The organism is Vibrio sp. CCB-PB317 (assembly GCF_022808245.1).
GTDB lineage: Bacteria > Pseudomonadota > Gammaproteobacteria > Enterobacterales > Vibrionaceae > Vibrio > Vibrio diabolicus.
Genome location: NZ_JALGNU010000002.1, coordinates 1101393 through 1128022, shown reverse-complemented (window position 1 = coordinate 1128022; position 26630 = coordinate 1101393). Strand labels below are relative to the sequence as shown.

29 protein-coding genes are annotated in these 26630 nt (G+C 44.8%); 20 read left to right on the top strand and 9 right to left on the bottom strand.

The genetic code is table 11. The features are described 5' to 3' along the window. The first annotated feature begins 112 nt into the window (after positions 1-112). The 3 genes from katG (at position 113) to MTR11_RS14200 (ending at position 3374) form a co-directional block, all read left to right on the top strand. On the top strand, positions 113-2284 hold the full coding sequence (gene katG / locus MTR11_RS14210) for a catalase/peroxidase HPI (RefSeq protein WP_074190610.1): 2172 nt from the start codon (positions 113-115) through the stop codon (positions 2282-2284). Positions 2285-2449: 165 nt separating this feature from the next. Beyond that, a complete protein-coding gene (locus MTR11_RS14205; protein ID WP_243327889.1) occupies positions 2450-2902 on the top strand; it encodes an antitoxin Xre/MbcA/ParS toxin-binding domain-containing protein in 453 nt (150 codons plus the stop codon). A 1-nt stretch (position 2903) separates the two neighbouring features. Continuing rightward, positions 2904-3374: an RES family NAD+ phosphorylase gene (locus tag MTR11_RS14200; protein ID WP_005376497.1), complete on the top strand. Its 471-nt coding sequence runs from the start codon at positions 2904-2906 to the stop codon at positions 3372-3374. Between the two features lie 80 nt (positions 3375-3454). Here MTR11_RS14200 and MTR11_RS14195 read toward each other — a convergent pair whose 3' ends face one another. Then, complete coding sequence (locus MTR11_RS14195) at positions 3455-5305, bottom strand: acyltransferase family protein (protein WP_243327888.1); 1851 nt, start codon at positions 5303-5305, stop codon at positions 3455-3457. A gap of 241 nt (positions 5306-5546) precedes the next feature. Here MTR11_RS14195 and MTR11_RS14190 point away from each other — a divergent pair, with 241 nt between their 5' ends. After that, positions 5547-5822 carry a nitrogenase-stabilizing/protective protein NifW gene (locus MTR11_RS14190; protein ID WP_005498697.1) on the top strand — a complete coding sequence of 92 codons (276 nt, stop codon included), beginning with the start codon at positions 5547-5549 and terminating at the stop codon, positions 5820-5822. 119 nt (positions 5823-5941) lie between these two features. Here the strand turns inward: MTR11_RS14190 and MTR11_RS14185 are convergent, their stop codons facing one another. Next, a complete protein-coding gene (locus MTR11_RS14185) occupies positions 5942-7042 on the bottom strand; it encodes an alkene reductase (protein WP_243327887.1) in 1101 nt (366 codons plus the stop codon). An 11-nt stretch (positions 7043-7053) separates the two neighbouring features. Then, a complete protein-coding gene (gene gloA, locus MTR11_RS14180) occupies positions 7054-7440 on the bottom strand; it encodes a lactoylglutathione lyase (RefSeq protein ID WP_243327886.1) in 387 nt (128 codons plus the stop codon). A 211-nt stretch (positions 7441-7651) separates the two neighbouring features. On the opposite strand from gloA, the gene MTR11_RS14175 reads away from it, so the two are divergent. Further along, complete coding sequence (locus MTR11_RS14175) at positions 7652-8080, top strand: PaaI family thioesterase (RefSeq protein WP_031853884.1); 429 nt, start codon at positions 7652-7654, stop codon at positions 8078-8080. A gap of 26 nt (positions 8081-8106) precedes the next feature. Continuing rightward, complete coding sequence (locus MTR11_RS14170; RefSeq protein ID WP_243327885.1) at positions 8107-8496, top strand: MazG nucleotide pyrophosphohydrolase domain-containing protein; 390 nt, start codon at positions 8107-8109, stop codon at positions 8494-8496. A 45-nt stretch (positions 8497-8541) separates the two neighbouring features. Here the strand turns inward: MTR11_RS14170 and MTR11_RS14165 are convergent, their stop codons facing one another. After that, positions 8542-9417, bottom strand: a complete 876-nt coding sequence (locus tag MTR11_RS14165; protein ID WP_243327884.1) for a universal stress protein — start codon at positions 9415-9417, stop codon at positions 8542-8544. 212 nt (positions 9418-9629) lie between these two features. On the opposite strand from MTR11_RS14165, the gene MTR11_RS14160 reads away from it, so the two are divergent. The 7 genes from MTR11_RS14160 (at position 9630) to def (ending at position 15579) form a co-directional block, all read left to right on the top strand. After that, a complete protein-coding gene (locus MTR11_RS14160) occupies positions 9630-10976 on the top strand; it encodes a magnesium transporter (protein WP_182018580.1) in 1347 nt (448 codons plus the stop codon). Between the two features lie 292 nt (positions 10977-11268). After that, entirely contained in the window at positions 11269-11805 is a 537-nt protein-coding gene (locus MTR11_RS14155; protein WP_025536841.1) for an AAA family ATPase, read from the top strand. A gap of 113 nt (positions 11806-11918) precedes the next feature. Next, entirely contained in the window at positions 11919-13364 is a 1446-nt protein-coding gene (locus MTR11_RS14150) for an N-acylglucosamine 2-epimerase (protein WP_243327883.1), read from the top strand. A gap of 100 nt (positions 13365-13464) precedes the next feature. Next, positions 13465-13716 (top strand): DUF2999 family protein, encoded by a 252-nt coding sequence (locus MTR11_RS14145; protein ID WP_005395194.1) that lies wholly within the window; start codon positions 13465-13467, stop codon positions 13714-13716. A 315-nt stretch (positions 13717-14031) separates the two neighbouring features. Continuing rightward, positions 14032-14361 carry a YceK/YidQ family lipoprotein gene (locus MTR11_RS14140; RefSeq protein ID WP_074190618.1) on the top strand — a complete coding sequence of 110 codons (330 nt, stop codon included), beginning with the start codon at positions 14032-14034 and terminating at the stop codon, positions 14359-14361. Between the two features lie 32 nt (positions 14362-14393). Further along, entirely contained in the window at positions 14394-14852 is a 459-nt protein-coding gene (locus MTR11_RS14135) for an ABZJ_00895 family protein (RefSeq protein WP_029817912.1), read from the top strand. Positions 14853-15072: 220 nt separating this feature from the next. Beyond that, on the top strand, positions 15073-15579 hold the full coding sequence (def, locus tag MTR11_RS14130) for a peptide deformylase (RefSeq protein WP_005395192.1): 507 nt from the start codon (positions 15073-15075) through the stop codon (positions 15577-15579). Positions 15580-15643: 64 nt separating this feature from the next. Here the strand turns inward: def and MTR11_RS14125 are convergent, their stop codons facing one another. Further along, entirely contained in the window at positions 15644-16051 is a 408-nt protein-coding gene (locus MTR11_RS14125; protein ID WP_024701298.1) for a helix-turn-helix domain-containing protein, read from the bottom strand. Positions 16052-16135: 84 nt separating this feature from the next. On the opposite strand from MTR11_RS14125, the gene MTR11_RS14120 reads away from it, so the two are divergent. The 4 genes from MTR11_RS14120 to MTR11_RS14105 all read left to right on the top strand — a co-directional run bounded on the left by MTR11_RS14120 (position 16136) and on the right by MTR11_RS14105 (position 19791). Beyond that, positions 16136-16639 carry a DUF2938 domain-containing protein gene (locus MTR11_RS14120; protein ID WP_243327882.1) on the top strand — a complete coding sequence of 168 codons (504 nt, stop codon included), beginning with the start codon at positions 16136-16138 and terminating at the stop codon, positions 16637-16639. A 232-nt stretch (positions 16640-16871) separates the two neighbouring features. Further along, complete coding sequence (locus MTR11_RS14115) at positions 16872-17900, top strand: phospholipase A (protein WP_006742284.1); 1029 nt, start codon at positions 16872-16874, stop codon at positions 17898-17900. 94 nt (positions 17901-17994) lie between these two features. Continuing rightward, positions 17995-18453 carry a hypothetical protein gene (locus MTR11_RS14110; RefSeq protein ID WP_005395188.1) on the top strand — a complete coding sequence of 153 codons (459 nt, stop codon included), beginning with the start codon at positions 17995-17997 and terminating at the stop codon, positions 18451-18453. 333 nt (positions 18454-18786) lie between these two features. Further along, positions 18787-19791: a metal-dependent hydrolase gene (locus MTR11_RS14105; RefSeq protein ID WP_243327881.1), complete on the top strand. Its 1005-nt coding sequence runs from the start codon at positions 18787-18789 to the stop codon at positions 19789-19791. A 41-nt stretch (positions 19792-19832) separates the two neighbouring features. On the opposite strand, the gene MTR11_RS14100 is transcribed toward MTR11_RS14105, so the two are convergent. The 3 genes from MTR11_RS14100 to MTR11_RS14090 all read right to left on the bottom strand — a co-directional run bounded on the left by MTR11_RS14100 (position 19833) and on the right by MTR11_RS14090 (position 23269). Continuing rightward, positions 19833-20225 carry a hypothetical protein gene (locus MTR11_RS14100; RefSeq protein WP_243327880.1) on the bottom strand — a complete coding sequence of 131 codons (393 nt, stop codon included), beginning with the start codon at positions 20223-20225 and terminating at the stop codon, positions 19833-19835. Between the two features lie 501 nt (positions 20226-20726). After that, positions 20727-22487 carry an ABC transporter ATP-binding protein/permease gene (locus MTR11_RS14095; protein WP_243327879.1) on the bottom strand — a complete coding sequence of 587 codons (1761 nt, stop codon included), beginning with the start codon at positions 22485-22487 and terminating at the stop codon, positions 20727-20729. 167 nt (positions 22488-22654) lie between these two features. After that, positions 22655-23269: a PolC-type DNA polymerase III gene (locus tag MTR11_RS14090; protein WP_170892646.1), complete on the bottom strand. Its 615-nt coding sequence runs from the start codon at positions 23267-23269 to the stop codon at positions 22655-22657. Between the two features lie 356 nt (positions 23270-23625). Between MTR11_RS14090 and MTR11_RS14085 the strand changes: the two genes are divergently transcribed. The 3 genes from MTR11_RS14085 (at position 23626) to MTR11_RS14075 (ending at position 25676) form a co-directional block, all read left to right on the top strand. Next, entirely contained in the window at positions 23626-24486 is an 861-nt protein-coding gene (locus MTR11_RS14085; protein ID WP_243327878.1) for an immunity 49 family protein, read from the top strand. A gap of 194 nt (positions 24487-24680) precedes the next feature. Beyond that, positions 24681-24941, top strand: a complete 261-nt coding sequence (locus MTR11_RS14080) for a DUF5062 family protein (RefSeq protein ID WP_005376453.1) — start codon at positions 24681-24683, stop codon at positions 24939-24941. Positions 24942-25181: 240 nt separating this feature from the next. After that, the gene (locus MTR11_RS14075; protein WP_182018574.1) at positions 25182-25676 is read left to right on the top strand and encodes a YcxB family protein; all 495 of its coding nucleotides are present in this window, start codon (positions 25182-25184) and stop codon (positions 25674-25676) included. 119 nt (positions 25677-25795) lie between these two features. Here the strand turns inward: MTR11_RS14075 and MTR11_RS14070 are convergent, their stop codons facing one another. After that, complete coding sequence (locus MTR11_RS14070) at positions 25796-26536, bottom strand: helix-turn-helix domain-containing protein (RefSeq protein WP_205408376.1); 741 nt, start codon at positions 26534-26536, stop codon at positions 25796-25798. Positions 26537-26630 lie beyond the last annotated feature (94 nt).

The following is a 26630-nucleotide window of genomic DNA, read 5'->3' as shown; positions in this document are numbered from 1 at the left end:
GACTTGGCGTTAACTAAAAATTCAGTGTATGAACTACGCTGTTTGATGTGGATATTCGATTTATTGAATAACAAAGAGTGGTTACCACAACCACGATACGAAGGAGCATTATATGAGCAACACAAACGGCGGTTCGGTAGGTAAATGTCCAGTTATGCATGGTGGGCAAACATCTACAGATAAGTCGGTGATGGATTGGTGGCCGAATGCCTTAAACTTAGACATCCTGCATCAACACGACTCCAAAACCAACCCATTTGGCCAGGACTTTAATTACAAAGAAGAACTGAAAAAGCTAGATGTCGAAGCACTTAAAAAAGACTTAAAAGACTTAATGACTGATAGCCAAGACTGGTGGCCTGCCGACTGGGGACATTACGGCGGTTTAATGATCCGAATGGCATGGCACGCAGCGGGTAGTTATCGTATCGCGGATGGACGTGGCGGCGCTGCGACAGGCAACCAGCGTTTTGCTCCTCTCAACTCTTGGCCAGATAACGCAAACCTCGATAAGGCTCGCCGCCTTTTATGGCCCATCAAGAAAAAATATGGCAACAAATTAAGTTGGGCCGATCTGATTGTCCTTGCCGGTAACATGGCGTATGAATCCATGGGCTTTAAGACCTTTGGTTTTGGCTTTGGGCGAGAAGACATTTGGCATCCCGAAAAAGACACCTACTGGGGTTCCGAGCAAGAATGGTTAGCCACAAGTGACGCTGATAACAGCCGCTACTCTGGTGAGCGAGATTTAGAAAATCCACTTGCCGCAGTAATGATGGGGCTGATCTACGTGAACCCAGAAGGGGTGGACGGGAACCCTGATCCTCTCAAAACAGCACATGACATGCGTGTGACCTTTGCGCGAATGGCAATGAACGATGAAGAAACTGTCGCGCTCACAGCGGGTGGTCACACGGTCGGTAAGTGTCATGGTAATGGTGATGCCGCAAACCTTGGTCCAGAACCCGAAGCCGCAGACGTGCATGAACAAGGTCTTGGCTGGATTAACCACAAAACACGTGGCATTGGCCGTGACACGGTAACGAGCGGCATTGAAGGTGCTTGGACGACACACCCTACACAATGGGACTACGGATACTTCCACCTACTATTTAAGTACGATTGGGAACTGAAGAAGAGCCCAGCAGGTGCGTGGCAGTGGGAGCCAATCGACATTGAAGAAGAAGACAAGCCTGTCGATGTTGAAGACGGTTCTAAGCGCTACAATCCAATCATGACTGACGCCGATATGGCGCTCAAAATGGACCCTGAATATCGCAAGATTGCAGAAAAGTTCCAAAATGACCCAGCGTACTTTGATGACGTTTTTGCTCGTGCCTGGTTTAAGTTGACACACCGCGATCTAGGACCAAAATCATGTTATTTCGGACCTGATGTGCCAAGCGAAGATCTTATTTGGCAAGATCCAACGCCTGCAGGTAAGACAGACTACGATGTCGATTTAGTGAAAACAAAAATCGAAGCAAGTGGCCTATCCATTAGTGAGCTAGTAAGTACGGCGTGGGATAGTGCGCGTACTTACCGTGGCTCTGACCGCCGAGGTGGCGCAAATGGTGCGAGAATTCGTTTGGCTCCGCAAAAAGATTGGCAAGGAAACGAGCCAGAGCGTCTAAGTCGTGTTCTTGCTGTGCTAGAAAAAATAGCAGCAGAAGAGGGCTGTAGTGTTGCGGACGCTATCGTGCTTGCTGGTAACGTAGGTATTGAACTGGCTGCGCGTGCCGCAGGTCATGATGTTTCCGTACCATTCGCGCCAGGCCGAGGTGATGCCACCCAAGAGATGACGGATGTTGAATCATTCGAAGTTCTTGAGCCTGTTGCTGACGGTTTCCGAAATTGGTTGAAGAAAGACTACGCGGTTAAGCCGGAAGAGTTGTTGCTCGACCGAGCGCAGCTTATGGGTTTGACAGCACCAGAAATGACGGTACTCATCGGTGGTATGCGCGTTTTAGGCAGTAACTACGGCGGTGGAAAAGAGGGCGTATTTACTGACCGAGTAGGCACTTTGTCGAATGATTTCTTCGTGAACCTTACTGACATGGCATATACGTGGAAACCAGTGAGTGCTAATCAATATGAAATCCGTGATCGTAAAACCGACGCTGTGAAGTGGACGGCAACCCGTGTGGATCTTGTCTTTGGCTCAAACTCGATTCTACGTTCGTACGCGGAAGTGTATGCGCAAGATGATAATCAGGAAAAATTCATCCACGACTTCATCGCTGCATGGACGAAAGTCATGAACGCCGACCGTTTTGACTTGTAGTAAGTGAAACGATGCAAATCGGTAGATGCGTAAACAAAGTTGATGAATAAGTAAGAGAGGCGGGCGCAAAGCTCGCCTTTTTCTTTACCTGTCTTTTTACTTTGATTGAAAGTTGAGCTCATTTGAACCATAATAACTAGACCATATGAACCATAGGAGCTTGATATGGCAACTGCAGCATTAAAAAGCTTCAAACCGAAACAACCTCATAAAGCCAATTTCTGGTTTATGTTGGGTATTGAAGACGCCGAGACAGGCCGCACTGATGCGGTTCACAAAGGCTTTGAGCCCAAGGTATACCGGAACATTGTTGATCGAGTAAAGCTTTCTCAAAGTGAATTCCAACATGTGACACTGATTCCTGTTAGTACAATTAAGCGTCGTCTTAAAAATGATGAGCGTTTTAATACTCAAGAGAGTGATGCAATCTATCGATTAGCGATGTTATTGAAACTCGCAACAGAGTTGTTTGACGACGAAGAGCGCGCGTTAAAATGGATGAGAGAAAATGTGTACGGCTTAGGTGGAAAACGTCCACTTGATATGGTGTCGACCACGGTGGATTTTGAAATCGTAAAAGATTTGATCGGCCGTTTAGAGCACGGGGTGTTCTCGTAATATGAAGCTCTATCGTCTCACACAAAAGAAATTTGCTGACACGCCATTCAGCCCCGTTGGCGCAAAGTTGTTTGGAGGGCGATGGAACTCAAAAGGAACCGAAGCCCTCTACTTCTCTGAATCGGAATCCCTTTGCTCGTTGGAAGTGTTTGTTCACGTAAATAACGATCCAGCTATCACCAAACTGTACGATTTATATCGTATTGAGATGCCCGAATATCTCATCGCCACCTTAGATGAAGAAGATCTCCCTGTGACGTGGCGAGCAATACCGGCGAGCGAGTCTACACAGTACATAGGTGACCAGTTTCTCAATGATCCTCATCCTGAGTTTGCCGCGCTGCAAGTGCCTTCAACGATTTCACCTCGTGATAAAAACTACGTGGTGAACCCAAATCATCCCAAAATGAAAGAGATCATCAAGAAGGCCGAAAAGCTCGATTTCGCGTTTGACCCACGCATTTTCAAATAAACGCGCTGGCTTTCTCTCGCTTTAAAATATTCAGCGCTTACCTGAGATAAGCGCTGAAGCATAAAAGTTTATTCTCTTGGTTATTGTCGGTCGTAAGTGAACTGTTGCGCTTCATTCGCACTGCTGTGGTAATGCCCAAGCACCAACTCAGCACCTTTGTAAGATAAATGGCTGTCATCGGTATACATGGCGTTGTTCGCACCAACTTTCATTCGACATACACCATTTCTGCAAATGGCCTCGGTCAAGTCGACAAACTCAACATGCTCAAATTGCTCAAAGTAGTTCACTAACTTTTCCACGTTTTGAGGGTGATGTTGTTTGGGAGAAAAATCGCATGCGGACTCTTTCGTCTCGCCAAACAAACGCGCTTTCCAAAGGCATTCTCCTACCGCAAAAGGTGCAGAAGGCGTTGGGCCGAAAACGACCACTTCTTTCCCTTCCAGTTCATTCAACAATCCAGTTAATGATGCCTCATAATCGGCTTGTGAAAGCTCTTTATTGAAGTTGGAAGAGATAACGACGCGACGAATAGAAGGGGTACGCAAAATGGTATCGACTGCCTGTTTGAAGAACTGTCGGCAAGAAATTGATCCAGCATCTTTGATGATGTCGACATAACCGACTGCACAGGAATCTTGAGTAAGTTGCACCACGCCAGTTGGTGTTACTTCGGACAGACGCTTCACGTAAACCATGCTGTGACTATTGCCTAACACAGCGATGGTGGGCTGCGGCGCAGACGAGCACACATCGTTAACGTCAGTGTTGCCGTTGCAATTTAAACCGTAACCGTTATTAACGCGCATGGCTTCGAAAAATGCGCTTCTTTCTGGAAAACCACCGTTTTGATGACCGATAACGCCGAACGTTAGCAAGGGCAACGTCAACAACACAATAACCGCGGACACAGTGCGCATGCTCATGGCTTTTCGGCTACGGAACGGCTTTTCAATAAAGCGCCAAGTGAAGTAAGACAGCACAAACAGAGTGACAACGTAAAGTGGGATATTGACGTCTTGTGTTGCGTCCAACACGTAGCGGTAAAAGACAAATAATGGAATGTGCCACAAGTATAAGCTGTAGCTGATTAAGCCGACGAACACGACCCATTTTAGGCTCAGTAATCTACCGCAGACATTGTCTTTAGAGGCAAACAAAATCACCAACGCGCTACCGATGACCGGCACCAGCAGCGTAATGCCCGCGCCATCTTGCGATTTTTCAAACAAAAGCGCGGAAGCCAATATCAAAACGATGCCAATGGTTGCTAGAGTATCGTTGGATTGAACTTGAGCTTTTCTCATTACTAATGCGAGTAATGAACCGGTTGCCAACTCCCAAGCACGAGAGAAGATCATGTAGAAGGCGAAATCAGGATCGTTGCTCGCATAGACAATAGTCATCAAACTCAGCGCAAATACCGCGACAAAAAAAGTCAGGAAAAACGCTTTTTTGCCACGAGCGAGAAGCATGAGTAGCAAAGGAATGACAATGTAGTATTGTTCTTCAACGCCCAAGCTCCAAGTGTGAAACAGCGGATTGGCTTGATCTTCTAAACCGAAGTAATTGTGGCCTTTTAAATACAGAAGAATGTTGGATGAAGAAAGAATAGAAGACACTGCGAACTGACCAACGTCTTTGTGCGCTTGTGGCAAAAATAACCACCAAGACATCACATAGCTTACGGCAATCACCACCAGTAGCAGGGGAAGTATGCGGCGAATGCGTCGCTCATAAAAATCACCGAGGCTGAACTTCTGGTTTTCCAAATCGTTAATCACGATGGTGGTGATCAAATAGCCGCTGATAACAAAAAATACGTCGACGCCAATAAAGCCACCAGCGAACTGCTCCACTCCTGCATGAAATAAAATCACCAACGTGACAGCAATCGCCCTTAATCCGTCTACTTCCGCTCTGTAAGTCATATCGTGTCCCTCCAACATTCCGTTTAACGAAGTAGAGCAAAATATGAACCAGAAATAATGTTGTTTTAAATCAGGGTCTTAAAGTGATTGTCAAAATAAAAAGGTTGGGGAAAATAACGAATTCCCAAATTGAATTTCAATATGGAAATCCCAGAAAGAGTGATGTTAAGAAGCGCTAAATCAAAGAACGTAAAGCGCGAGACACATAAACTTCATTGAAAACGATAACGCTAAAGAAACGATGACAGAGAATACGATTCAGGAAAAAATTGCCAGCTTTACTTGTATCGAAGAAGCGTTGGATTACTTCGAAATCGAGTTTGATAGCCGATTTATCGAAAACAACCGAACCGAGTTGGTTAAGAGATTTAATGGCTACTTAATCCTCACTAAACCGGATGATTGGTTTTCAGGCCGCCGCGCACTCAAAAACGCCTACTGTAAAGTACAACGCAGTTTACTAAGTAAAACGACGCGCTCTGCGTGCCGAGGTTGCACATCTTGTCAAAGACGTTAACCCTTGGTGGCTTGCCTAAAAAAGAACCCTGCATCTTGGCGTCACAGGGGGAAGAGCAAGGTTCTTTTGGGTTAGCTGTTGGTTTGTCGCGAGTTGCGAATCAGCTTTACGCAGATGAATTAACCCGCGTGATACGCAGGGTAGTCCACTAAGCCTTTTTCATTGCCGCCGAACAATGTCGTAGGGTCATGTTCTGCCAGCGGATAGCCATGCTTGATGCGGCTTGGTAAGTCTGGGTTTGCAACAAACGGACGACCAAAACCGATCATGTCGGCTAAACCACTTTCAATCGCGTGTTGCGCCTTTTCTGCGTTGTAACGACCGGCATAGATCAGTTTGCCTTTATACGCCTCACGAACTGCGGTTTTAAAGTCGTGCGGAGTGTCTGGTGCGTCGTCCCAATCCACTTCTGCAATGTGAATGTAAACCACATTGAGTTTATCAAGCAGCGCAGCAGCAGCGGTGTAGGTGTCGACAGGTGTGCTATCAACGGTGCCGTTTAACGAAGTGAATGGTGCAAGGCGAACACCAACACGCTCTGCGCCAATGGCTTGCGTCATTGCTTCGACCACTTCACCAAGAAAACGCAGACGGTTTTCAATTGAGCCGCCGTATTCATCGGTGCGGTTGTTTGCTTCAGAATCGATAAACTGGTTAACCAAGTAGCCATTTGCTGCGTGAAGTTCGACACCATCAAACCCAGCTTTTATCGCGTTTAATGCGGCTTGGCGGTATTCTTCAATAACATTCTTGATGTCTTGTTTGGTCATCTCACGCGGCTCAACCACGTCGACAAAGCCAGGTTCGTCTGTGCCATTGTCGATAAATACTTTCACGTTTTCTGCTTTGAGCGCAGAAGAAGAAATAGGTTGCTCGCCGCCGATGTTGTCAGGATGAGTCACACGACCAACGTGCCATAATTGCGCGAAGATAACGCCGCCTTTCTCGCGCACTGCATCAGTTACTTTTTTCCAGCCAGCAATTTGCTCTGGGCTATAAATACCCGGTGTCCACGCGTAGCCTTGACCCATTGGTGAAATTTGCGTGCCTTCAGCAACAATTAATCCCGCTTCGGCGCGTTGAGCGTAGTAGATGGCCATCATGTCGTTGGCGACATTACCCGGTTGAGAGGCTCGAGAGCGCGTCATCGGAGGCATAACGATGCGGTTTTTTAATGAGAGAGAGCCAAGTTGAATCGGTTGAAATAATGCGTCTGTCATAGGAAACCTCGTTATTGTTCAGTTTGAATCAGTTCGATTGGGTAGCCGTCGGGATCTTTAATGAAGGCGATGTGCGTTTCTCCTCCTTTCATTGGACCGGGTTCGCGAGTGACGTTGCCACCAAGCGCTTTGATTTGTTCGCAAGCTGCGTAAATGTCTTCACACCCAAGCGCCATGTGTCCGAATGCGTTACCTAAGTCGTAACTGCCGGAATCCCAGTTATAAGTTAGCTCGATGGTCGCGCCATCTGGTTGATCAGGGCTACCAACAAACACCAGTGAGTAACGGTATTCTTGGTTTTCAAAACGATCCAAAACGCTCATTCCCAGAACGTTTGTATAAAATTCGATAGATTTGTCTAGGTCAACAACACGGATCATCGTGTGGAGAAACTTCATAAGTCGCCTTTCATAACGTTGCGTAATCACAATGCAAACCTTATCGCCACTCTAAATAAACTGGAAATTATCGTTAATTATGAAAATGATTATTTAACGTTATGGATAATGAGGTTGTTGGCCCTACAACGTGCAAACAAAGATTACTCGCCATTTCTTTTTAATAATTGGCATATGCTAATTACTCCTTTTTACAACCCGAGTACTTAACATGTCCGCAAATAGTCACTTTCATTCCACTCACGAAGCTCATTATCAATGTGCGGTTTGTTCTTCCATCGATGCGAATCCGAACTCTTTGGCTGTGAACTACCAGTGTCTAGCCGATGGTTCTGTTGTCGGAGAGTTTCACGTTTTACCTCGTCATCAAGGTTACACAGACCTGTTGCATGGTGGCATTGCGAGTTCGCTGCTCGATGGTGCAATGACACACTGTTTGTTATTTAGAAACATTCAAGCCCTTACAGCGCAGTTGGATGTGCGCTACCATGCACCTATTGAGCTAGATGAGCGCGTCACGATTACTGCACACTGTGAAGGTGAACGCCGCGGTATATATCAACTGGTGGCTCAATTACTGGTCAATAATGAAGTTAGAGTGACGGCAAAAGGGAAGTTTATTCGTCCTAAAGAGGCGTAAATAAAAACTCGTTCTACGGAGAGATAATGAAGAAATTTGATGAGCTGTACGCAATTGCGACGAGAAAATCTCAATATGACCAAACCAACACTTGGTTTAAAGGCGTAGAGACTTATCTGGAGTCCATTGGCAAAGAAGTCGATGAAGTCCGTGAAGAGATTCGTGAGAACCGCCTTTGTCATTTGGAAGACGAGTTAGGCGATGTGTTGTGGAACTATCTTAACGTATTAAAAGCGTTGGAAAGAGAAAAGGGTATAGCTCCTGAGAAAGTACTCGAAAGAGCCTGCGCCAAATACGAGCAGCGTGTATCTGCGATTGAGTCGGGACGCAGTTGGGATGAGGTTAAAAAGCAGCAGAAACAAACCTTGAACGCGGAACATGAAGCCGCGCAGTTAGAGACCATGAAGAGCCAATAACTGCGCGTGATATTATTTAAGATGCGGCGGAATGGGGAAGTCTGATCAATCCTTCGTGCCATTGACCAACAGTAGGTCACAAGGAGGTTGATCAAGTAACGTGTCTACAGTGCTGCCAGACCAAAATTGGGATGACATGCTTCGCTTACACGCGCCCATAATCAGAATTGCCGCTTGTGATTGCTTAACTGCTTTTGGTAACGCCGTTTCAGGGGTTCCTTCTGGCAGCAGTAGTGGTACTCGTGTTAACTTTTGCGCAGTAATAAAATCCGTAATGCCTGCTTTTTGGTTGCTCAAAATCTCTGCACGATAGCGAGATAGATAAGGCGCAACGTAGCGGCAGTAAACTAACGTCATTTTTCCGCTCAAGGTTTTTTCTAGCTTTGAGCCTCGCGATACGATGGCTTTATCTACGACCGACTTTGCATCTCCGCGATGAAGCGGATCTATCGCGCAAAGCATGTTGGCGTGAGAAGGCCATGAACGCTCACTTAATAGTAATAAATCACAATCGTTTTTTGCTAGCTCGGTGAGTAAGGTTTGAATTTCGTGCTTGTTAAAATGCCCCACGAGCAGTAAATCTGTGTTGTCGACAAGCCGTTTCGCGACTTGAGCAATCCAATGACTCCCTTTGAAATGCTCGTAAGAGAGGGTTGGCGTTTCAACTTCCTCTTCTTCACAAAGTTCGATAACGAAGTCTTTGAATTTTGATGTCCAAGCTTCAAACTCAGCTTGTCTCTTTTCTATATGGTCAGAGTTGAAACTAAGGAAATGCGCGAATGCGTGATCTTCACTCCGGCGGTGATCTTCCACCAACACCACGATGGGGTGAGCCAGCGCTGTCGCAAACTGAATCACTTTACGAAGCACCTTACGACTTGGTAAGGCGGCTTGCTGAGTCAGAAAAAATACTGGTGCCATTGATTACTCCATTATCAAACGAGGCAAATGCGCCTAATGCACACTAAAAGTTTATACCATCCCCTTATGCAAAGACGTTCTGTTTCTGCGAGCAAAATATAAATTCCGCAATTGTGCGCGCCATTGCCTAGAATTTTAACATCAGGATCTCATGCCTTTAGGTAATAGACATCGTGTTGACACTAACGTGATGTCCAAGGAAATCGGTGACAATGATGATAGATTCCAGCCAATTACAGATTAATCGCAAAGTGCCCCATTTGCTTGCCGAGATCATTAAAGCGATAGAGTCGACCGAAGACCTCAGTTTTTTGAAAGACTATCAGGAAGCGCAAATCGCGAACATTTTGGAGTCGGTCAACATTGCTTATCGTAAACGCGTGATAGAAGCGGTGCCGCCAGAGAAGTACTGGACGGTATTAAATTTGCTGCGATACGACACCGCCAAGCACATTCATCAATCACTCAACAAAGAGCTGCAACATGAACGCTTAGCGTACATCACGGATTCGGAACTGATCATCTTTGCAGACTTTCTGCCGACCGAGTTTGTGGATGAGTACCTTATCGACCAAAGTGAAGAGTCGGTCGCGCACATTCAACAAGCGCTGTCGTATGAAGATAACAAAGTGGGGAGATATGCCGAGCCGAATTTTTTGGTCGCAAATCCTAAAAACAGCGTAGGAGGCATCAAAACCGAGTTGTTAAAACGTGGACAAAGCCCGGTGCGATTGATCATTGTGCGCGATGTCGGAGGCGTTATTGGGACGATAGAACCTCAAACCCTGTTGCTGCATGAGAACCATACCAAACTCACAGACTTGACCGTGGTCACGCCAATTCTGGAAGATATCCAAACGATTCAAAGCGTCAGTAAACAGGTCTCGATTGATGGTGGAGCGCATTGGTTTCCTATCATGGCTGGTGGCAAAATTATGGGCGTTTTGTCGATGGCGACCATCGCGATTACTTTGCGTGAACTCAGCCTACAAGCTGTAGTGGCAGAAAACGTACGAAGCGAAGAAGATTTGTTCACACCATTAACTGTGGCGACAAGGCTAAGAGCACTTTGGTTGGTGATTAATTTGCTGACTGCCTTTGTTGCCTCTGCCATCATTGGTATTTTTGATAATGTGGTCGAGCAAGTCGTTGCGCTTGCGATCTTAATGCCCGTTGTGGCGAGTATGGGCGGCATCGCAGGTAGCCAAACCTTAGCGGTGGCCATTCGGGGTATCGCACTCAACCATTTGCACCAAAGTAACTTGAAGCTATTGGTGAATAAGGAATTAAAAATCGCCACCATTAATGGCTTGATCATGGGATTAGTCATCGCGGGTGTCGTCTACATGGTGTTTGACTCTTGGCCATTGGCGCTTATTATCTGCTGCGCAATTTTTCTCAATAGTCTGGCGGCTGCGGCATCGGGTACGCTGATACCATTCACGTTGAAGAAGTTTAACATTGACCCCGCCGTGGCTGGCTCGGTAGTATTGACGACCGTTACTGATGTCGTCGGTTTCTTTGCATTCTTAGGCTTAGGTGCCATTTTCTTGATATAGAAAGCCAATTGACGCGCTAACCCGCTGAACCAATCTCTCCATTTTCCAACCCAATTTTTTGGGCAAGCTTGGTTCGCTCAAAATTCCTCCGTTTTTCATAAACGCTGAACACGCCGTTTAAGCTTTCATTTCATCAATATTTTTTTCACTGCTCATTTCTATCCCAAAACATTCCACTGCCGATCTCGCTTAACGCTGGCGTGCCAAATGCCAATTTCAAACGCCAGATCATGCCAATTATCTTGGCTGTACCCGCATTACTTCACTCAAACAAAAAAATAAGGAAACAATTTTGAATAAACTCATCGTATTCACTGGTGGTCCCGGTGCAGGAAAAACCTCGGTAATCGAACAACTAAAAACACAAGGCTTTATCTGCTCGCCAGAAACAGGTCGTCACGTAATACAAAGGCAGGTTACGAATCACGGTTCAGCATTACCTTGGAATGACAAACAAGCCTTTCGAGACGAAATGATGAAGGCAGAAGTGAGCAATTACCGAGCTTTCAATGTCCGCCAGGGGGACGTGTTTTTTGATCGCAGTATTGTGGACGTATATGGCTACAGCAAGTTGGAACAATTGCCAATCTCGCATGAGCTCATCACGCATTGCCAGACGCTTCGTTATCATTCTCAAGTGTTCATTTTTCCACCGTGGTCGTCGATATTCAGCAACGATGAAGAGCGAAAGCAAGATTTTTCTGAAGCGGTCGCCACGCATAAACAGATGGTCGATGCATACCACAAGTTTGGTTATCAATTGATCGAAGTGCCCAAAATGTCAGTCGAAGACAGAGTGGCGTTTATTCTCGACTCAGTCATCGAATAAGGCAGACAGATGAATAATGCAAACAAATGCGTAAGGCGATTGTGACCACGACGACAATATGCGTAAAGGGAGTTATTTATACTGGATAAAATTCAATAACTTAATTGAGCATTATGTCTTTTAAATATCTTACCTTATTGCTCGCAACGACGAGCATGAACAGCTTTGCTGATGTGGAGCTACCTTCGGGGGATGATTGGTTAAACCATGTGAAGAATGGCCTAGCCCCATATTGGATGATGGAAAGCGCGCATGGGCAACCTGCGGGGAATTTTCCGACATTTCGTTGTGATAATGGTGTCATTCTCGACCCACAAAAGCCGTGTGAAGAATTAAACAAAGGGTGGATTAGCCCACACTTCGATCGCGAATACACACGCATGAAATCGCGCCAAACTTACGCTTATGGCGTGTTTTTTCATCTTACGGGTGACAAACAAGCATTAGAGCTGGCAAAGAAAGGGGCTTATTACCTGATTGATCATCTACAAGATGAGAAAAACGGCGGCTTTGTGAGCTTTACGCGTAGTGGAAAACCGGGGATGGAGTGGCAACAGCGAACTTCTCAAGACCAAGCTTACGCCTTGGTGGGCTTGGCGATGTACTACTACTTGACGCAAGATCCAAAGGTTGAACAAGCACTTATCGACCAGCAAGCGTTTATATTTAAACAATACCGACGAAGCGATGATCGCGGTCTGGCGTGGGTTTTGAAAGATGGTGATGGAGAAAGTGAGAAGCAGCAAGAGTTAGTCGCTCAACTTGACCAAATCAATGGCTACCTGTTGTTAACGGCGCCACTTTTACCAGAACCAGCGCAAGCCAAGTGGAAACAAGATCTGGAGTGGCTGACGCAAGTGATGCTGGATAACTACCACTCCGACAAAGAGCAGCGCTTTTATGGCGCGATACATCACAAAGCAGTAATGATGCCAGATGCGAAACACAATGATTTTGGACACACCACCAAAGCGTATTGGATGACGTATCTCACTGGTCAGTTGTTGGAGAATTCTAATTGGACAGAGTTTGGTTTCAAAGGAATGAAACACACGCTTAAGCAAGCGCAATACCAGCAAAACTTTGAGCAAGTCAAAGCGCTTTTCTCACCAGAATGGCAGGGTAAATGGACGCAAGAGAGCATTCCTGCTTGGCAATCAAGACCGCACAAGCATTACAGCTCGTCTTGGGAATGGGCAGAACTCGATCAAGCGGCGATGACGGTTTCTCTTGTCGATGGTTCGATGAAAGAAACGCTTCAATACACGTTACCCACCTTTATGGATGCGTGGGTGGATCATCAGTACGGAGGTGTTGGTCTGAATCCTAAATCAACCAAAGCGTTCCATTGGGGAAATGGTTACCACCAGTTTGAACATGCGTTGGTCGGATATTTGTACTCGCAACAAATGGCAAAACAGCCCGCCAAGCTTTACTACGCGCGACCAGCCGATAGTAAAATGCCACTTAATCCATATTACTTTAACGCGGATATAAAAGCGCTTTCATCGCAAAGTGATGGAGTCACCGCCGCGACATTCACCAATATTCGACCTTAAGTTGGTCGATGGTGGTGTGGTGGTTAAAGTCTGCGTGCAAACTAACAAAACCCAATGGTAAACTGCGGGTCTGTTTTACATAGTATTTAAAGGTAATTTGATGAACCCGATTCTTGCGATGTTGAAAGAAAACAATATTAGCGACGAGCAAATCAACGAGCTATTTCAGGCGTTAACTCAAAACCCTTTGGCTGCAATGGCAACTATCAGCCAACTAGGTCTGCCACAAGATCAGCTTCAAGCGTTAATGGCGCAGGTAATGCAAAACCCTGTACTGATTAAAGAAGCAGTGGAAGAGCTGGGCCTAGACTTCTCCAAAGTAGTAGAAGCCAAAGCGAAGCTACAGCAGTAATCGAGTTTTCGATAAAAACAAAAGCCGCCAGAGCCAAATGGTTCTGGCGGCTTTTTTACATCAGATGAAAGGTACGCGACTCCAACGGGAAAACGAATAGGTTGAGCTTAACTTGGTGCTTGCATAAAAAATCAAGTGCGATTCTAGTCACGTCGCATGAACTCACGGGTGCTATTGGCAATAAATGAATTGTTTCTAATACATAGAACGTATTAACATGGTTGCACTAGACCATATGAGTAACTTCATTGAATATACAATTTGAGAGAGAGGGTTTAGTTTTAAAAAATAATAGTTAGTTGGAATCTAGGTTAAATGAAAATAAATATATTTAAAAAGCTACAAGTTGTATTTCTTGTGGTGTCAGCATCTTTAATGGTGGGGTGTTCATCTATAGATGCGCATGCTGGTGGCGGATACGGAAAGCCGTTTTCAGGCACCGCGTTATCAGTCGCACGACAACCTTGCTATTTAAGATCTGATATTACTTCCATCGCGTTATATCCACTTTCATTGATTGACATTCCTTTGTCGTTAGCAACGGACGTTGTGTTTCTTCCTGTTGATTTAGTCATGGTAGCTACACCCTCAACGAGTTATGGCGGCGTTGTTTCTCTAGGTTGTCCAAGCGGCAGCATGATCTAAAACACTTATTTTATTCAAATAAATGGAAGGAAATGAAAGTGGAATCGAAAAATAATTACTCAACAGAAAACAACGCTCCCTCGGTGCTCTTTGTTACGTCGCTTTTGTGTTTGGCATCGGTTTGTTTGGCCATACTGCTATTTATTATTGAGTACATTTCTGGCATGGAAATGAACGGTGTCGGCTTTCTTGGGACGTTAATACCAGCGATGAGTGTAGGATATTATTTTGGCTATAAAACAGGGAATATAATGCCTTCGACAACGAGATGGTATTCAGTGCTGCTTTGGAATTTATCGAGCTTAGTGGTGTTTTCTCTCATCTTAATGTTTTTGGGCATTTCTATATTTGAATTGATAGCGGAACTAGGCTGGTTCAGTATTATTATCGTTGTATTAACGTTAATAACCGTTTGTCTCGGGTACTTTATTTTCAAGAGTGGTGAAAAAATGGCGATTAAGGTTTTGCTAAAAGCGCAAAAGAGTGCGTAACTCACATATAACGAACGTTTAAAGATAGATACGTAAAAAAGACGCCAGCCATATCGTGCTGGCGTTATTGTTTTCTCTTCCTAGGTGCCTCTTTGGTCTCTAGCAAAATCGAATGTTTTAGACGAAACGGTATTTCTACGAAAACTCAACATGTTTATGTCTGCCCAAACGTGTGTATAATTCGCCGGAAATTACGATTTACAGATAACGAAAGGTAAGTATGGCAGTCCTCGAAATTCTCTCCATTCCAGACCCAAGGCTTAAAGTAAAAGCAGAAAAAGTCACTGACGTATCGACAATACAAACGTTGATCGACGATATGCTAGAAACACTTTACGCAACGGGCAATGGCATCGGTTTAGCTTCAACCCAAGTGGGTAGAAAAGAGGCGGTTGTTGTCATCGATATCTCTGACGAACGCAATGATCCTTTAATCTTAGTCAACCCAGAAGTGGTGAGCGGAGAAAACAAAGCGCTTGGTCAAGAAGGGTGCCTATCTGTTCCCGAATACTACGCCGATGTAGAGCGTTACACATCAGTTGTTGTGTCTGCATTGGACCGCGATGGCAACCCGATTACAATCGAGAGCGATGAGTTCTTGGCGATTGTGATGCAGCATGAAATTGATCACCTATCTGGTAACTTGTTCATTGATTACCTTTCACCGTTAAAGCAAAAAATGGCGATGAAAAAAGTGAAGAAGTACGTAAAGGCGCAAGCTAAGTAATATGAGAGGAAGTAACTCACAACCGCGAGTTGCTTCCTTTTAAATCAAGGATAAGTAGAGTGGTTTATCTCGGTTTTTTGGGGACATAACGCTTTACGACCTTCATAAGCCTCTGAAATGAAGAGCAGTCCATATGTGACTCATGAGGGCAGGAGGCAACATGGTTTAGGCTGTCTCGCACCGCTTTCAAACGTGTTATTTGCTCATCAATCTCAAGCGCCTTTTTCGCCAGTAAGTCACGATCAATGTATGGTTTTGAACCTTCTGAGTGATTCAACATTTCCGCCATTTCGTTAAGTGATATTCCAGCGATACGCCCTAAACTAATTAAGTTGAGTTTATTGAGTACCTCTGGCGAATATTGACGTCTCAATCCATTCCTTCCTATCGAGCGAATTAACCCCAACTGTTCGTAGTATCTGAGCGTTGAGGTCGGCAATCCTGATTTTTTAACCACTTCTGCAATATCCATATTATTCCTCATTGACTTCAAGTTGGCTTTAAGTTGTAGCATGCAACTAAGACCTTAACAAATCAAAAACTTGAGGAGCGAAAAATGCTGTTTTTAATAGGATTACAAGCGGCGCTACTAGGGATTGGTGCGACTTTGGTAATGGATTTATGGGCTTGGCTACAAAGGAGAGTGTTTGGTATTCCCTCACTAAACTATGCATTGGTCGCGCGCTGGGTTTTGTACATGCCCAAAGGAAAGCTTATGCATGCGCCAATTATGGCAACAGACCCGATGTCGGGAGAAAAAGCACTCGGTTGGTTTTTGCACTATGCCATTGGTGTTTTTTTCGCTTTGGCTCACATTGCTGCTTTTGGGCATCATTGGTTGGTAGAGCCTAGTCTAGTGCCCGGCTTAGCCACTGGTGTGGTCACGTTGGTCTTCCCATTTTTTGTCATTCAACCTTGTCTAGGATTTGGTTTTGCTGCCAGTAAAACCCCAACACCTTGGAAAGCCCGTTTTCTTAGCACATTGGCGCATTTGGCTTATGGCTTGGGTTTATTCATAGCCGCGTTTGCAATCAAAGTGGCGAGCCAGTATTTTGCATAGGGAATATGAGCATCATGCAAACGAGTCTTTTTTGTTTTTATTTATGATGCTCAACTCTTGGTCGTTTTTGGCGCGTTGCTCATAGTGGGCGGATATGTTTGAGGTCTGTCGTATTTATCCAAGACGTAAAGTCAGCGAACATTTAACATTGCCTTAACGCCAGAATGGCAAGCGGTTTACCAAGAAAAATTAAAATTATCTGGTTTGACATAAAGAATATTAAGGGTTTCAGATGGCTTCAAAAGTGGCAGGGATATCAATACTGAGCTTATTGGCAGCGCCAGTTGCGATGGGAGAAACAGCCAGTGCTTATGATTTATGTTTGCTAGACAAAATTAAGCAAAGCAAAGGTGAGGAAACCATAAAGAGCATTCGCGCGCAGTGTGAGCTTGATGCAGTAACAAGCACAGTGCCCGCTGATCCAGAAATTGAAGAACCTGAGGAGCTTCAGGAAAGCTTGGTCGACAAGCGTTTGGAGTCAGAACGAGAAAACGCCTTTGAACCATTTAGTTTGGTGGCGCATCGTGTTAACTACATCTTGCCGTTCACTTACAGTGATCGCGTAAATAAGCGTGCTTATGCGGACACTAAGTACGGAGATGAGCTGCGTAAGGAAGAAGCGGAGTTCCAAATTAGTTTTAAAGTGCCAATGAACTACGACGATTTGTTGTTTGATGGGGATGGTTTGTTCTTTGGTATGACGCTAAAGTCATTTTGGCAGGTGTATACAGGAGCAGCATCGCGTCCATTTCGTGAAACCAATTATCGTCCTGAGCTTTTTTATTATACCCCGACAGACTGGAAGCCACTTGATGGTTCGACTTGGTTAGGTTTTGGTATTGAACATGAGTCGAATGGACAGAGACAAGAGTTATCGCGCAGTTGGAATCGTGTTTACGCCAACTTAACCTTTGCGAAAGACAATTTTGCGGTTTCTCTTCAACCGTGGTGGCGTATACCTGAGGATGAAAAAACATCTCCGAATGATCCTAAAGGTGATGATAACCCGGATATCGAAGATTACATGGGGCACTTTGAGCTATCGAGTGCGTACAAATGGAATGGTTATGAGTTTACCTTCTTAGGCCGCCAGAACTTCCAAACGCATAAAGGCTTTGCCGAATTAGGGGTGTCATTTCCGATCTGGGGCAAACTTCAGGGATACGCACAGTACTCGACGGGGTATGGTAAGAGCTTGATTGACTATGATCATAATCAGCAGCGTATTGGTGTTGGTATCGCGATCAACGGTGTTCTGTAGTTTTTCGGTAGCTCAATAGAAATAAACGCTGGCAATTGAGATTTCAGTATTTAGAATGCGTGGCTGAAATTGATTTCCAACCTAGAGTGATTTTATGCTTCGTGATTACACCTTCGATTGTCTTGTAACCATGCCTCGTCATGAACTGGAAGAGTTTAGTGCTCGCATGATCAGTAAAATGGTGCCAGAAGACGTGATGAATGAGCTATTTACTTTCGATCAAGAAGAAGTGGATAGCGAAGACCGTATGTTGTCTGCACGTCTTGATGCGATGTTACGCATGACAGCCATCGCACTGAGTGAAATTCAACAAGCGTTTGATGACTCAGACAATGCGAAGCAAAATAGCGAGCGAATGACGCGACTGGTTCTTTGGCATTTCTATGCGATTTCATTCCATTTGGAAGAGGCGATCACGTTAGAAACACACTGTGCACTAGTGGAAAAACTACTTGAAAATACACCTTCGGATGTTTTTGATTGGGTAAAAACATTGACGGAACTTCTGCACACTTACGCTGAAATCAACGCGAAAGAAAACCCTCAAGACTAAGGTTTTTGTCGTTAATCGTTCAGTAAACAAGGCGAGCCATCCGGTTCGCCTTGTTTTATTTTTGCATCTGTAAAATCCGCAGTTTTGTACTTTTGACGTACACCACAAGCCTCGCTTTAGGTTCGCTTCTCACTAGCGAATAGGGCGATTCCTTCTTACACTAAAATCAAAATGTTTGTTTTCGAACACTTTAATGCGTCATTAAGGTGTGTCTTCCAATCCACTTAAATACGGATAATTTATGTCGGAGAACGTTCTGGTTTTTAAATTTGAGCCTATTTTGAAGCGTATATGCCTTCTATCTCGGCTACATTTTCGTTGCGGGCGTAAATAATGGACCCGTTAACGCAAGGTTTACTTGGCGCTGCTTTGCCACAGTCTGCAAGTAACAAGCGGCACATTGTGGCTGCTGGCGTGTTAGGCTTGGTTTCAGGGATGGCACCGGATTTGGATGTACTTATCCGTTCATCAACTGACCCATTGCTGTTTTTGGAATATCACCGACACTTTACCCATTCATTGTTGTTTATCCCTTTTGGCAGCTTTCTCTGTGCTTTAGTGTTGTATCCGTTGTTAGCAAAAAAGCGAGGACTAAGCTTCCGGCAGAGTTGGTTTTATTGTGCCCTTGGTTATAGCACCCATGCGCTGTTAGATGCTTGCACCAGCTATGGGACTCAGCTTTTTTGGCCGATAAGCAACACACGCTATGCTTGGAACACAATCTCGGTTATCGACCCCGCTTTCACATTTCCTATTTTGATCCTGCTTTTGTTTGCCGCACTGAAGCGAAATCGAAATTACGCGCGTGTCGCATTTCTATGGTCTCTGGCTTATCTGACTCTTGGGGTTATTCAACGAGATAGAGCAGAAGTGGCCGGATGGAAAATCGTCCAAGAGCGACAGCACAGTGCTGTGCAGCTAAAAGCAAAACCAACCTTCGGCAATCTTTTGGTCTGGAAAGTGATTTATGAAACGGAAGATAACTACTATGTGGATGCAGTAAGAGTGGGGCGCTCAATAAAAATCTATCCTGGCGAATCCACACCAAAGCTCAATGTGAAAACACAATTTCCATGGCTCGACCCGCAATCGCAACAAGCGAGAGATATTGAACGTTTCCGTTGGTTTTCAAATGGTTTTGTAGCGCAAGACCCGAATAACGAAATGCGAATTGTTGACGTGCGTTACTCCATCGTTCCAAACCAAATTAACGCGCTGTGGGGCATCAATTTATCACCCAACGCTAGCCCAAATGTGCACGTCGAATACACTGCTCATCGAGGTAGTACAACGGAAGACCGCCAAACTTTTCTCAATATGCTTACGGATTTTGAGTGATGGTTTTTACTTTGGGTACCGATGCGGTGCCGTAATAACTATTACGCGGACTGAAAGTCCTTCACTAGGGTCGGCTTGCTGGCGAAGAAAATTTTGCCAAACAGGGACTTGTACTTCCAGCCAAGAGACAAAAGTCGTTTAGCTAAGTTCTTGTTTTCAATGATTGCAACCTCAATACCTTGGTAATGATATGGATGGCTTTTAATGTAGTCGATAAATGCAGTAAGCACACCTTGCCCGCGAACGGAGGGCGCAAAGTTGACTGCAACAATGGAAAAGCGCTGACTGCCAACAGGGCAACGGACAAAGCAGTGTCCAAGCGGATGAGTGATGGTCTCGGAAAACTCAGGAAACGCGCGAGACTCTAGTTCTTGAGAAAGCGCATCGTATTGCTTACATAGATAAGAAAATAGTTGTTTCGCTTCGCTGTTCATATCGGTGCCGCTTACTTGTAACTTGGTTTAAAGGCATGGATTTCAAAAACATTGTAACCATAGGCAGCAAGACAAAATGCGGTGAACTTTTACAATGGTGATTTCCTATTTTTGAAAGCTAATTTGTTACAAATGAAGTTGATTGGATTTTATATGGTACTTGGGGATGAGTGTTTCTAGTTGAAGGGAGAGTACGCTGGTTACTGGATTCTTACCGGAGTTCCTGTATTAAAAGGAGAACAACTTGGTTTAATGCCGCTCGTTTAACTGCGAGTGGCATCTTTTTGTATTTCGTCACCTTGTACAGTGACGAAGGTGCGTGATATAGGATCTTCTATCCTAGCTTTTTATGGTCAAAATTGTCTCTTTAACCACTCAGCACGTTGCTATTAGATTCCTAGTCTCGCCAAGGCTCGCTGGAATGACACAAAAACATCGTTAAGCTGTTGGCATTAAATCACTTGGTCTGTTTTTGCTTATTCTTGAGGGCTTAACTAGGCATTACTCTAAGTGCTTAAATTGCAATGCCACAAGTCGCTGATACAACTCACAGCTTTGCATTAATGATTGGTGGTTACCAACATCGACTAACTCGCCATTGTCGAGCACCGCAATTTTATCCGCATGTTGGATGGTCGAAAGACGATGAGCAATGATCAGCGTTGTGCGTCCTTTCATTAGAGCTTCAAGTGCTTGCTGGACGTGATGTTCACTTTCACTATCAAGGGCGCTAGTAGCTTCGTCTAGCAGTAAGATTTTTGGATCTTTTAGAATCGCGCGAGCTATCGCAATACGCTGCTTTTGTCCGCCCGACAGCCTAACGCCGCGCTCGCCTAAAAAGCTGTGATAGCCTTCGGGAAGCTTCTCAATAAACTCATGGGCATGGGCTTTTTTCGCGGCTTCGATAACTTGTTCATCCGTTGCTTCAGGATTACCGTAGCGAATATTATGGAAAACATCATGGCTAAACAGCGCTGGCTGTTGTGGTACGAGCGCCATTTGACGTCGAAGCTCGTTTGGATCGAACTGTCGAATATCTTCGCCACCAAACAACACTTGCCCTTGCTGCGGGTCATAAAAGCGTTGCAGCAGCTCGAATAGTGTCGTTTTACCTGCACCAGAAGGGCCAACCAACGCCAATACTTTGCCTTGTTCAGCGGTTAGGTTTAATTCTTTGATAGCTGGTTGATTTGGGCGAGAAGGGTAGTTGAAACTCACCGAATTAAAGTTAACCTCAGCAGGCATGTCGGGACGGACAGGCAAATAGTTGCTTGGCGCTTTAATATCGCTGTCTACTTGAAGAATCTCAATCAGCCGTTCGGTAGCACCTGCGGCTCTTTGCAGTTCACCCATGACTTCGGAAATGGTTGCAGTCGATGAGGCAACCATAATGGCATAAAACACAAACGCGGCTAGGTCTCCCGCAGACATCTTTCCGTGAATCACATCGCTGCCGCCAACCCAAAGCATGCCTGCAATTGCGCTGAACACAATCACAATAACGCCTGATATCAGGATTGCGCGTTGTTTTACTCTCTGTCTGCCCACTTCATACGCTTTTTCCACCTCGACAGCGAAAGCCGCTCGTTCGTACGGCTCTGAGCTAAAACTTTGCACGGTTTTAATATGTTCTATCGCTTCACCTGCGTAGCTGCCGACATCGGCCATTGAGTCTTGACTTTGGCGAGAGAGCGCACGCACGCGTCGTCCATAAAACAAAATCGGAACCAAAACCAAAGGCACAGAAGCAAGCACAATCAGCGTGAGCTTAACGTTGGTGGCAAACAACATTATGATGGCCCCAAAGCACATCAAAGCGCTACGCATCGCCATCGAGAACGATGAACCAATAATGCTTTGCAGCAACGTGGTATCGGTAGTCAGGCGCGACATAATATCGCCGCTACTGTTGGTCTCAAAATAGCTCGGATGCAGCGTAATCACATGGTTAAACACTGAAAGGCGAATATCCGCACTGACGCGCTCACCTACGGAAGAGACAAGGTAAAAGCGAAAGAAGGTCCCAATGGCAATACACAATGTGACACCGACAATAAACTGAATCGCATTGGTAAGCTCTTGCAATGATTGCTGAGCAAAGCCTTGGTCGATAAGAATACGTACTCCATAGCCAACGGATAACGTCAAACTTGCCGTCGCGACAAGGGCAACCAAAGCCGCCGCAACCCGCCATTTATAAGGTGCAATAAAGGTGTTGAGTTTAAGAAGAATGCTGAGATTTTTGTTATTTTTTCGGCTCATGAGTGACTCACAAAGCGTTTTAGGTACCTGGCATAGTAAGCCAGTTTGGTTGGTGAGACCAGCGAACTGCCGCATTCAGATTAGGAAGTTCACTGGGATAGCCAATATTGCATCGAAAATCACTTAAACGTCTAAGAGACGAGAATCAGCTTTTAGCTAGGAGGGGGTTAAGCACGGCTTTTGGCGAGTAGCTGGTCGACTTTTCCTTTTGCTGTTTTACTAACCGTTTGCATCAACTGAAAACTTGGCTTAACGATACCTGAGTTTTCTATCCCTTCGACCATTAAGAGCCAAAGCTTGGCTGTCATTTGCGCATCGGCTAGTGCACGGTGGAAAACACCGTCGTTGTCGATATTTTTATAGCGAACAAGTTCACCTAGCTTGTGTGATGGGGCATCTTGAATGAGCCGTCTTGCTACCAGTAAGGAGCAAGCAAACTCACCCGAATAACTACAGTTGATTCGTTCAAGCTCTGCATCTAAAAATCGTTTATCGAAGGACGCGTTGTGAGCGATAAGGTTTTCGCCTGCAATGAACTCACTAAATGACGCCATTACCTCTTCGCAGCTTGGTGCCGATCGCAACATATTGTTAGTAATGCCGGTGTAGTTCTCAATGAAAGAACTCACTCTGAAGCCGGGATTCATGAGTTGCTGAAAACTATCGACAACCTCGCCATCGACTAACTTTACTGCACCAATTTCTATTGCGCGATCACCTAAAGTAGGAGAGAGACCTGTGGTTTCAAAGTCGAGTACGACCACAGAGTTTGCTTGAGGCATAAAATTTTCCAGCTGAGTAATATTGCGCAAGAGTATTATCGAAAGCGACAGAAAAAGAAAGGCGAACACAATGGTGAATATCTGTCTATCTTTACTCCACAAAGTCAGTGTTCGTCGTCCACTGTTTATGGACAGGTACGTTCTGGCTTACCCATCGCGGCTTGTGCGGTAGCCTTATATTTCAAATGTTTTTCGGCTTTTCGATTCATTTCAATTAAGCATTAACTTTCGATGCAACATACTGATTATAAATTGATTTTATAAATCAACTTCGGCATCATTCACGGCTTGATTTTGAAGATGAATATCATCACGGCAAAAAATTAGAACAACTTATAATGCGAGGCTAGGGAACGATGGAACAAATGAAAAATCACTATTTAGAGATACCTGAAGAAAGAAAATTGCGTATTTTTCGTGAGGAAGATGAAGATTTCTACAACTTCTGGGAAGAAATGCTTGATGAAAAACAATCTTTTTATCAGCAACCTCTCAAAAGAATGAAAGGCGACGCTTGGTATTCGCTTGATGCATTCTTCACTGCTTCAAAATACGGACAACATCAGGCCTCGCCAGCTTATATAAAAAGAGCGCTTGAGTTACTGAATAACGTCTACTTACTGGCCAATCATTCAGACCACGTTGTTGAATTCTCCGTTGGGCACCGACATTTTTCGGAAGTAGGTAACCGTTCTATTGCAGGGGGAACGATGGATGCTTGGTTGGATGAAATCTGTTTAGCGATGGCCGCGAGAGATTGGCGCTGCGTAGAACTGATGACCATCATGGATGAGTCGTTAGTGCGTTTAAAAGATCCTTTCGATGTTGCGCTGGTCGAGTTCGTTAGCGGTGTATTTGGTAATTCATCAGCGTTGCCTGAGCTATTGCAAACTGTGATGGAGAAATCCTCCCCGCAATACTTAGAGTCAACCAGAGTGCCATATGTCCATTCTTTGTTTATTCCATTTGTGAATGTGTTTGTTGCCATTATCGATGGCGATGAGGAACACTATCAAAAAGCACTAAGAGATGCGTTAGAGGCGCATTACCAGTTCTACATGAATGAAGATGTTCGTTATTCGCCAAAAGGGAATGTTTCTTTGAAACTGATTGGTCTTGCTGCATTGGCATACGATAAGTATGGCTGGACAATTCCAGAAACCGCATATTTGCCGAAATGGCTCGTTTACGGTGAACATGATCTTTGTTCTAAATAAATCATTCGGAGTCTGCGCCCAAGCCCATTCGGATGTTCTGCACGGAAGCATACACAGAAAACATGCCGCGAAAAGGTTGTTTTTTAATCGACCACTCGGTAGTAAGGCATAAACTTATCAATATGCGAGCTTACTAACACGCCATACGTGACACTTCATGTATTCTTAATTGAAGCGAAGAAGAGGATTTATCAATGTCAAAAAGCTCCAAGCTTCACAATGAAGACAAACTGGTTAAGAAGGCACTAGAGATTGGTGGGAAGATGGCGAAACTACAAGGCTTTGACCTTCCACAGTCACCACAACCTCTGAGAGTAAAAGCGATTTACCTATTCTTGGTCGATGCAAAACAGATAACGCCACTACCGGAAAGTAAGCTAGACGGCGCAAGCATCAAGCACCGACTGGCAGTATGGATACACAGTGCATTGCCAGACAACGACCCTCTAAAGTAGAAAACTCAAGAAGTCACATAGGTCGTTACTTAACACAGGCCATTAATTAACAAGGCGAGCCAAATGGTTCGCCTTGTTTGATCTTGGCAAGTGCAAAAAGGTCTCCTCGAGTTTCGGTATCATTGATTTACAAAACAGAATCAAAAGGACTAAAGATAAGTCCCAAGAAGCGCTACAATGCACGCGTTGCGAGAGTGCAACCAAGAATACTCATTTACAGAAGCCTTGAAGTAACCATACATGTCTAAAGATTTCGAATTCACTACAGAATACATACTCGACAAACCTTTCTTTGCTGAGTGTTATGATCAAACTAGCCAGCCAACGAAGTTTCCACAGGCGTACCTAAAAGGGATACTGTTTCTTATCTTTGGTGTGGTCTTATTAGAGTTTGAACTGCTACCTAACGGTTACGTAGGTTGGTTCTTTATCGTATTGAGTGTGATTGAAGCGTGTAGCGTTTACTTCAAAAGAACCTGGTGGCTATGGCGTCAAACCATCAGCTCAAGTCGCGGCAGTAAAGTGGCTTTTGAAGTGAATGCAGATGGCGTGCGCTACAAAAGTGGTAAAGTTGACCGCAGCCTCGCTTGGAATGATATCGACCAACTCGAACAAACTGATTTGGGCTTTATCCTTCACCTTGGTAAACAACGCCAATACATCAGCAAATCTTGCTTAAACGAAGAAGTGAGCGCGTTTATGGTAGAGCAGCACGCGGCATCAAAAGCGAGCTAACAAATTCACATCAAGCTGGAATGAGCGATCTAAAAAGTAGGTGATATATGATCGAACATCATAACAAGTGCTTGGTTGATTCTGAATCAACTGGGTTTGATGTACAAAACTAATAGGGTTTAGAGATTTCTCTTTCGGACAAACTGCTTCGGTGTCATGCGCGCAATCTGCTTACACTCTCTAGTCATGTGTGCTTGATCGGAAAAACCTTGCTCCAGCGCCAATTCCGATAAAGTAAGATCGGGTTGCGCTCGGAGTTGCTCTAAAGTGTGCTTCACTCGTTTAATGCGTTGGTAATGTTTAGGAGTAATCCCCAACCATTTCTGAAAATTGCGCTCTCTCTGGCGCTGACTGATGGTCCCTGTAGGTTGGTCAATAATGTGGCCGACGTACTGCGGTTCATATTCCTCAATCAGTGTTTGAACCCAGCGATATAACGTAGAAATCCTTGCAGATGACGAACGCGCTGTTTGCAGAGACTCAAATGTTGCTAGCGCAGAAGAAGCCAAAGGGTGGTCGTCTTGAATCCGCAATAGCTGTTCTAGGCGTTTACCAAATAGTTGATAACCAACAGCAGGATGAAAGCGTACGCCAGTCATCACCGCGCCTGGCGGTAGGCAGACTTGATGTGCCAGAATGCTTACAGGTAGTAGGACAACCCCTGGCGTTTGCCACTCACCATCCATTTGTACTTCATTTTGTAAAATGAATACCACACCTGTACCAGCATCACTGAGTAATTGTTTACGTACGGTTTGCGTCGTATCAGGTTTGACGGATGCTGACCAAATGGCTTGAACATAGCCAGCTAAAGCCCTTTGAGGTTTTAAAATATCAAATTCTAAGTTCAAATGAATCATCCTATTTAACCTCAACTTAAATGAGAAAGTGATACACATGTACTTTTCATCATATTAAGTTGAGGAATAAGCAGTGACTTATATGTAAAAACTG

Coding starts and splice junctions, on each gene's coding strand:
- MTR11_RS14195 (WP_243327888.1), bottom strand. CDS start 5,305: ATGACTTACAGAGCGGAAGTAGACGGATTAAGGGCGATTGCTGTCACG.
- MTR11_RS14085 (WP_243327878.1), top strand. CDS start 23,626: ATGGAACAAATGAAAAATCACTATTTAGAGATACCTGAAGAAAGAAAA.
- MTR11_RS14080 (WP_005376453.1), top strand. CDS start 24,681: ATGTCAAAAAGCTCCAAGCTTCACAATGAAGACAAACTGGTTAAGAAG.
- MTR11_RS14105 (WP_243327881.1), top strand. CDS start 18,787: ATGGACCCGTTAACGCAAGGTTTACTTGGCGCTGCTTTGCCACAGTCT.
- MTR11_RS14135 (WP_029817912.1), top strand. CDS start 14,394: ATGAAAGTGGAATCGAAAAATAATTACTCAACAGAAAACAACGCTCCC.
- gloA (WP_243327886.1), bottom strand. CDS start 7,440: ATGAAGTTTCTCCACACGATGATCCGTGTTGTTGACCTAGACAAATCT.
- MTR11_RS14090 (WP_170892646.1), bottom strand. CDS start 23,269: ATGCCTCAAGCAAACTCTGTGGTCGTACTCGACTTTGAAACCACAGGT.
- MTR11_RS14095 (WP_243327879.1), bottom strand. CDS start 22,487: ATGAGCCGAAAAAATAACAAAAATCTCAGCATTCTTCTTAAACTCAAC.
- MTR11_RS14190 (WP_005498697.1), top strand. CDS start 5,547: ATGACAGAGAATACGATTCAGGAAAAAATTGCCAGCTTTACTTGTATC.
- MTR11_RS14160 (WP_182018580.1), top strand. CDS start 9,630: ATGATGATAGATTCCAGCCAATTACAGATTAATCGCAAAGTGCCCCAT.
- MTR11_RS14205 (WP_243327889.1), top strand. CDS start 2,450: ATGGCAACTGCAGCATTAAAAAGCTTCAAACCGAAACAACCTCATAAA.
- MTR11_RS14140 (WP_074190618.1), top strand. CDS start 14,032: ATGAAAATAAATATATTTAAAAAGCTACAAGTTGTATTTCTTGTGGTG.
- MTR11_RS14165 (WP_243327884.1), bottom strand. CDS start 9,417: ATGGCACCAGTATTTTTTCTGACTCAGCAAGCCGCCTTACCAAGTCGT.
- MTR11_RS14170 (WP_243327885.1), top strand. CDS start 8,107: ATGAAGAAATTTGATGAGCTGTACGCAATTGCGACGAGAAAATCTCAA.
- MTR11_RS14120 (WP_243327882.1), top strand. CDS start 16,136: ATGCTGTTTTTAATAGGATTACAAGCGGCGCTACTAGGGATTGGTGCG.
- MTR11_RS14125 (WP_024701298.1), bottom strand. CDS start 16,051: ATGGATATTGCAGAAGTGGTTAAAAAATCAGGATTGCCGACCTCAACG.
- MTR11_RS14150 (WP_243327883.1), top strand. CDS start 11,919: ATGTCTTTTAAATATCTTACCTTATTGCTCGCAACGACGAGCATGAAC.
- MTR11_RS14100 (WP_243327880.1), bottom strand. CDS start 20,225: ATGAACAGCGAAGCGAAACAACTATTTTCTTATCTATGTAAGCAATAC.
- MTR11_RS14175 (WP_031853884.1), top strand. CDS start 7,652: ATGTCCGCAAATAGTCACTTTCATTCCACTCACGAAGCTCATTATCAA.
- MTR11_RS14110 (WP_005395188.1), top strand. CDS start 17,995: ATGCTTCGTGATTACACCTTCGATTGTCTTGTAACCATGCCTCGTCAT.
- katG (WP_074190610.1), top strand. CDS start 113: ATGAGCAACACAAACGGCGGTTCGGTAGGTAAATGTCCAGTTATGCAT.
- def (WP_005395192.1), top strand. CDS start 15,073: ATGGCAGTCCTCGAAATTCTCTCCATTCCAGACCCAAGGCTTAAAGTA.
- MTR11_RS14200 (WP_005376497.1), top strand. CDS start 2,904: ATGAAGCTCTATCGTCTCACACAAAAGAAATTTGCTGACACGCCATTC.
- MTR11_RS14145 (WP_005395194.1), top strand. CDS start 13,465: ATGAACCCGATTCTTGCGATGTTGAAAGAAAACAATATTAGCGACGAG.
- MTR11_RS14075 (WP_182018574.1), top strand. CDS start 25,182: ATGTCTAAAGATTTCGAATTCACTACAGAATACATACTCGACAAACCT.
- MTR11_RS14185 (WP_243327887.1), bottom strand. CDS start 7,042: ATGACAGACGCATTATTTCAACCGATTCAACTTGGCTCTCTCTCATTA.
- MTR11_RS14070 (WP_205408376.1), bottom strand. CDS start 26,536: ATGATTCATTTGAACTTAGAATTTGATATTTTAAAACCTCAAAGGGCT.
- MTR11_RS14115 (WP_006742284.1), top strand. CDS start 16,872: ATGGCTTCAAAAGTGGCAGGGATATCAATACTGAGCTTATTGGCAGCG.